6 protein-coding genes are annotated in these 6124 nt (G+C 34.2%); 1 reads left to right on the plus strand and 5 read right to left on the minus strand.

Annotated elements, in window-relative coordinates:
* Positions 1-374: 374 nt before the first annotated feature.
* The 5 genes from ABUA47_RS22310 to ABUA47_RS22330 form a co-directional block, all read right to left on the minus strand.
* Positions 375-758, minus strand: a complete 384-nt coding sequence (locus ABUA47_RS22310; protein ID WP_272223553.1) for a hypothetical protein — start codon at positions 756-758, stop codon at positions 375-377.
* On the minus strand, positions 739-2088 hold the full coding sequence (locus tag ABUA47_RS22315; RefSeq protein ID WP_272223554.1) for a hypothetical protein: 1350 nt from the start codon (positions 2086-2088) through the stop codon (positions 739-741). The genes ABUA47_RS22310 and ABUA47_RS22315 overlap by 20 nt, the downstream gene beginning before the upstream one ends.
* Positions 2089-2410: 322 nt before the next feature.
* Positions 2411-3136 carry a hypothetical protein gene (locus ABUA47_RS22320; RefSeq protein ID WP_196031185.1) on the minus strand — a complete coding sequence of 242 codons (726 nt, stop codon included), beginning with the start codon at positions 3134-3136 and terminating at the stop codon, positions 2411-2413.
* A gap of 5 nt (positions 3137-3141) precedes the next feature.
* Positions 3142-4080 carry a BsuBI/PstI family type II restriction endonuclease gene (locus ABUA47_RS22325; RefSeq protein WP_196031186.1) on the minus strand — a complete coding sequence of 313 codons (939 nt, stop codon included), beginning with the start codon at positions 4078-4080 and terminating at the stop codon, positions 3142-3144.
* A gap of 1 nt (position 4081) precedes the next feature.
* Positions 4082-5638: an Eco57I restriction-modification methylase domain-containing protein gene (locus ABUA47_RS22330; protein ID WP_196031187.1), complete on the minus strand. Its 1557-nt coding sequence runs from the start codon at positions 5636-5638 to the stop codon at positions 4082-4084.
* Positions 5639-5843: 205 nt separating this feature from the next.
* Here ABUA47_RS22330 and ABUA47_RS22335 point away from each other — a divergent pair, with 205 nt between their 5' ends.
* Positions 5844-6035 (plus strand): DNA methylase, encoded by a 192-nt coding sequence (locus tag ABUA47_RS22335; RefSeq protein ID WP_230321245.1) that lies wholly within the window; start codon positions 5844-5846, stop codon positions 6033-6035.
* Positions 6036-6124 lie beyond the last annotated feature (89 nt).

Here is a 6124-nt window from a genome sequence, read left to right on the forward strand (position 1 = left end):
TACGAGAGCTTAGAAATCAAAGAAATAGACTGCTGCGGTGAAAGCCCCACACACAAGGACACACCCCCAGCCGAGCCTTATGTCCACCGGATACCCGACTTCCTTACCGACAGACAGCGCATCCCGCCCAAACTAAGCGGAATGCCCAAAGCATCAGCATCAAAGAGGCAATGGACACACTCGGCGGCAAGCTCGTCATCGGAGGTGTCGCCAAGTCCGGCAACAAGGACGATCCCGATTCAGATCAGCCCGAAAAGCCCAAAACTAGGCTGAAGTTATAGCCCCTATATAAAATAACCCCGCTCCATCAGTTTCTTATCGAAGCTGTGAAGTGGGTTATTATTTAACGAAACACTAAATTAGATTGCTTAATGTCACCCTGTTTTTTCTTTTATTACAGAAGCTATTGTTTTGTAAGATGCCGGTTTATACACAATCTTTATTTTTTGAAAATCAACATCTTGTTCCTGAAGTTTCTCTTCTATTTTATTATTTCCTGTAAGAATAATAGTTTTATTCAAAACATCAGGTTGCTCATCATGTATCTTTTTCATAATGCTAAAACCATCCATTTGAGAATTGTTAGCTAAACTAATATCTACAAATACAACTGCATACTCATTCATATGTTGAAAATTTACATCTTGAGATTTTACAACAAAAGTAATCTGAAGATTACCATCAAAAGCATATAGATTTGCTAATTCAAAGGAACCTTTTACAGTTGCAAGTTCATCTTCAATTACTAGAATCTTCATTTTTATTATATAATTTATAGTTAATACTTAAGTGTATATAGTGATTTTGTTCTCCTGTATCTTTATCAATTTCAACTTCTCGATTAGCTTTTATTGCAATATCTAAATTTTGAACAATAGATTTAATCTGGTATATACCGTGAGTTTTTCTTTGCAGAACAGCATCTTTTTGATTATTATTAATATCCTTGATTAAAGTATCACATTCCTTTTGGCTGATACTATAATCATTATAAAAATCTATACGAGCATATTCTTTGTCTACTGTAAACTCTATTCTGCATTTGTCTTTCTTATATTTTCGCATATTATTGATCCAATCTGTAAATAGGATTTTTGTTTCAGTTAAACTTGTCCGTACCACAAGATTATCCTTTAGATCCATTATTTCCTTATTGACTAGAACAATTCCAGATAATAATCGTTCATCTATCTCTGATAAAATAACAAATATTTTCTTTATACTTATATCCTTTATCTCAAGTGCAGAAAGAGGATTGTTGCTTTTTTCAAGCATATAGTCTGCTGTTTCTATGATTTCCTGTAAATCTCGACTAGATTGTTTAACCTCTTTCTTGATCCTTGCTTCCATTTTATCCTTAATATTTTCAGATAGTTCTTCTGTACTACTGTAGTATTCTACGATATTAGTAAGTGGCGTTAACTTATTTCTCATATAATGCATAATTTTTGTTGCTGCATTTACATAAGCTAACTTTTCCCTCATCTCTTCAAATGTCTTATTTTTATATTCAAAAACCCTATATTCAGAATTCAACAACTTAGCAATCTTCGAAAATACTGCGATAAATATACAATCAATACCTATTAATTGATAATATATAGGAATACTTTTATGCATAGATGATACAAAAATATAGTCCATTGTATCTATTTTAATTAAATAGTAATAGTACATTTTGTTATCGTGTATCCTATATAATGATTTAGTTTGTTTAAGAGAATCTATATCATCAGAAGAAAGAACCAATGTTCTTTCCCATATAAACTCTGAAGAATTAATAAGCCACAGAATATTATCATCTTTCAGAATATAACTATATATAGAATCAACATAATCTCCCTTTAGAAAAATATTGATCTCTTTTATTATATTCTTATATATTTGATGTGGTTTCTGAATTACCTCCGATTGTGTAAAATATGAATCTACATGCTCTGAAAGTTCATATAACACATCATTAGTCTTTCGTTTTTGCCAAGTATACAAATCAATAAAAAATAGAAATAAAGGTGCTATAAAATTAAAGATATTAATGTTTTTTTCAAGTATTACAATGCATAGGCATACACCTATATACAACGTCATAAAACTCTTGTTTTTACCAGAATAATTTATTGAATTAATAATTGGAAGCAACGTAAACAAATAGCAATAGTTAATATTTATATCTTTATTCCATAATATCACCAATGTAAAAATAAAATCAACTAAAAGTCTACATTTTGAATACTTGTTCAATATTATGTACGAAATGAAATACATTGCAATTGTAACATAATATACCCATAGTGGAAATTGATTGATAGAAATACTAATTATTACAATTGCATATGCAATACATAATATTCTAAACAACAGTGAATTTAGACGCTTTTGTATATAATTTATCAATGAAACTCCCATAATACTAATCTTTTATATTGATAATATCTGTTATTTTTCTAATAATGAAATTAGCTATTAGAACATAGAAAATGATGCCTCCAAGTACATATATTATCATTCCTCTTAGATTTAGAGGTGTGATTTGTGGTTTAAAATTATCATTGTCGACAACAAGAGCCAATGTATTCATTATATAATTTACAAAATTATTTTCTGAAAAATTGTGTAAATTCACTTCATATATTTCCAAACATTTATATGGGGCTGGATGTAAGACTAGAAATAAAACCAACAAATATACAAAATATGCAAACAGTAAAGTCCCAATATTTAATGAAGCATAAGATAATATGAAAGCAAACCACCTTTTTTCTTTTTTCGCTATCGAAATTTCAACTCTTTTTAGAGAATTGTGAATCCAATCTGTTTCCAAACCAGAATTTGTGTATGATGTTCGTAAAATGTGATAAATTGATAACTGCTCTTTGGGTGTTAAAAAAGAGACAACCTCTTTTATTTTATCATTATTTATTGCATCATATCCATAATCTAATGATTGAGTAGCTTTTATATAAGCATAAATAAACTTTTTTATATCTATGTATAATGAATTATGATACGACATAATATGAAAATCTTTTTTGGTTACAATAACATTATATAACACATTAAATTTCACATTGTCATCTCCACATTCTAATTCTTGATATTGAGAATCTAATAGTCTTTTGACTTTATTAATATTCATAATACTTATCTCGGTCCTATAAACCTGTCTCCATTAAAGTGAATCATATGATCTGGATTTTCCGCTATCCAAACTTCGGTTTCCCATGCAATATCAGCCACATATTTCTTGAACTCGGCTCTATCAGGAAAAGCGGTAACATATACTTTCCCTACTTTGCATTCTTTCGTAAAATCTTCCAGCTCAATTACACGCTTGGGAGATACCGGCCCATGCGAAGTAACCACTTCGATTAGGAATAGCCACTCTTTATTACTGTCATAAATGACAATATCCGGCAGTTTGCTGTGTTCTGTGATTGGAATACCTATTTCTTTCAAGAACTCCTTGTTACAATAAAGGTTTTTATTGGCAGTATCACCAATATAAAGGACTTTTGCACCTGCCGCAAAACGGGGGGCAAACTCATTAATGACTGCCGCCTGTACTTCATTATGCTTGCCTGGAGACAGTTTAAATTCCATACCTTCAATAGTAACCGGTATCATTTCCATCTCACGTTTTTTCTCATATTCTTCAATCAATCGTCCTACCGCATCATTAAAGTTTTGAGCTGTTATTTCCCATTCTTGGGTATTGTATGATTTTATTGTTTCATAGGCTTCTTCTGTCAGTTTGTAATGGGCGTTTGGATTGTTCACTGGTAAAGTCGGATTATCCGGGTTATAATCTACGATACGTGCCTGTAAGAACTGATGAAGCACCTGTCGTCTGAAAGTTTCCCGTGTATTTGGAGCATACGGCTGTTCTTTTTTATAGTTCTCATTGACAAATGCCATAATATCCTTGCTTATTTTTAGGCTCTTGCGAGTGGCATCCGCCCAGTTGTCTTTCTCCTTTAATCCGCATAATGCAAGTAAAGTCAAAGCGGATATTTCATTCTGCTGTGCCGGCGGCAAACCCAACACAGTCAATATATCTTGTGCATCACTTATTTTACTCATATCACATAAAATATTTGTTTACAATATTATTTACGTTTACCATAGAATAATCATTCATGGCAATCAGGTCTTTACCGATACATTCAATGACTTCAAGGGGAGGCATGGGCATCTCCCTCAGTTCCGTAGCACTGACATTTACATTTCCATTGAATGTTCTGAAATAATTATCAAACAAGTCGCTATTCAATAAAGCAGCTATCCCCATTACTTCCATACGGTTCAAGTGTCCTTTGGGACGATAGATATAGTTCAGTTTGTTTTCGATTCCTACATGTGCGCAGGAAGTCATGTTTCCAAAATAAGGTGCGGCAATTAACCGGCTATTATCGTCTTTGGAACTGAAACGCCGTAGCAGGACATAGTTCTTGTTGGGTAACAAGGTGGATACAGACATTTCATTTATACGGATGAATTGGGGTTTTCCTTCCTTGACGACAGGATGATCAGCCAGCATCTTTACTACGTTATGCAACCAATATAGTGCTGCGGTTCCTTCTCCAGAGGTTTCACATAATTGTTCCTTTGAGCGAAAAGCCACAACCGGACCGGTGGAAATCTGGATATGATATTTATTCAGATTGCCATCCCATGATTTGAATAGCTTGATGATTTTCTCATCTTCAAGGCTGACTGGCAAATGCAATATCAATTCTTTTGAGGTAAGGTCAATGATTTCTTTCCGCTGTACTTTTTTAATTGCAGGGGTGGCCAAGTCGGAAAGCCCCTCACTGTATGATAAAACGACATTATAATCTGCTTTCTTTTTAGGGGAACATTTCATTATAACTGTTTCCTGAAGCACATTATCTGTGGAAAACGTATCTTTCCGGGTATTGAAAAGGTGAACAAAATCTATCTGTACATGCTTAAACAGGAAATTACGGAACAAACGGAAATATCTTCCCGAAGTAAAACTTCTTGGGGTTATATAAATCATTTGCCCCTGTTCCGCAAGCAATAAAGCTGATATGGCCATAAATATAGAATATATATTGGGCTGTCCGTCTATAATACATTGAGCTGCTTTTACCCGTTTGTCCTCTTTGGAAAGCTTGAAATAGGGAGGATTGGATATGATCAAATCATATTTCTGCAAATTCTCTGCCCTTTCATAAATCGTATCAGAATATAATACTGGATAATTGGATAAAATAAAGTCCTCACAATATGAACGGCAATCAATCCGGACATCATGACGCATCCCCCATATTGTTATATATTCCAAAACTTTTTGTAATCCCGGTATAAGGTTCTCATCGGTTTCGTATGTAACCAACTCTATCCGTTTTACCTTTGATTGCAAAACCAAATTCTCAATCACGGCACATGATAATATGGCAGTTCCACATCCCGGATCTAATACGGAGATAGAATCCTTATCCGCATTTATTTGTTTACCCATAAAATAGGCAATAGATACCGGTGTGAAAAACTGACCGCTACTTTTCTTAAAGGCAGCAGTGACAGTATCAGTATATAACCTGCCTATTCTATCTGCATAGTTAGTAGGCAGCTCGTTCACATAAGGCTTTATTTCAGACCAACTTATATTCATAATTGCAAAATTAGGAAAAAACCTTTGGATTCTTCTTATGAATGTATTTTTCTTTTTCTACAGAGTCGTGATAGATGCTTGGGTATTGAGGGAACTAACTTTTTATATTCCAGTTTCTACGCCAAAAACTGGAATATTTTAGTTCCGCACATAAAAATGACACCCCACTCAGAGACACGCCCCAGCCGAACCTTATGTCCACCGGATGCCCGACTTCCTTACCGACAGGCAGCGCATCCCGCCCAAACTAAGCGGAATGCCTCAAAGCATCAGCATCAAAGAGGCAATGGACACACTCGACGGCAAGCGCGTCATCGGAGGTGTTCCCAAGCCCGGCAACAAGGACGATCCCGATTCAGATCAGCCCGAAAAGCCCAAAACCAGACTGAAGTTATAGCCCCTATAACCGAAGCCATAAAATAACCGTAAGCATTCGGCAAACTACAGGTATTAAACTTTTATATACAACAATAGCGACTGTCACTA

It is taken from the genome of Bacteroides sp. RTP31139st1_H2_RTP31139_211217, assembly GCF_040227615.1.
Lineage (GTDB): Bacteria > Bacteroidota > Bacteroidia > Bacteroidales > Bacteroidaceae > Bacteroides > Bacteroides uniformis.

What these genes read in the sequence shown, in the direction of transcription:
- ABUA47_RS22330 (WP_196031187.1), bottom strand. Translation starts at nt 5,638, where the DNA reads ATGAATATAAGTTGGTCTGAAATAAAGCCTTATGTGAACGAGCTGCCT.
- ABUA47_RS22320 (WP_196031185.1), bottom strand. Translation starts at nt 3,136, where the DNA reads ATGAATATTAATAAAGTCAAAAGACTATTAGATTCTCAATATCAAGAA.
- ABUA47_RS22325 (WP_196031186.1), bottom strand. Translation starts at nt 4,080, where the DNA reads ATGAGTAAAATAAGTGATGCACAAGATATATTGACTGTGTTGGGTTTG.
- ABUA47_RS22310 (WP_272223553.1), bottom strand. Translation starts at nt 758, where the DNA reads ATGAAGATTCTAGTAATTGAAGATGAACTTGCAACTGTAAAAGGTTCC.
- ABUA47_RS22315 (WP_272223554.1), bottom strand. Translation starts at nt 2,088, where the DNA reads ATGACGTTGTATATAGGTGTATGCCTATGCATTGTAATACTTGAAAAA.
- ABUA47_RS22335 (WP_230321245.1), top strand. Translation starts at nt 5,844, where the DNA reads ATGCCCGACTTCCTTACCGACAGGCAGCGCATCCCGCCCAAACTAAGC.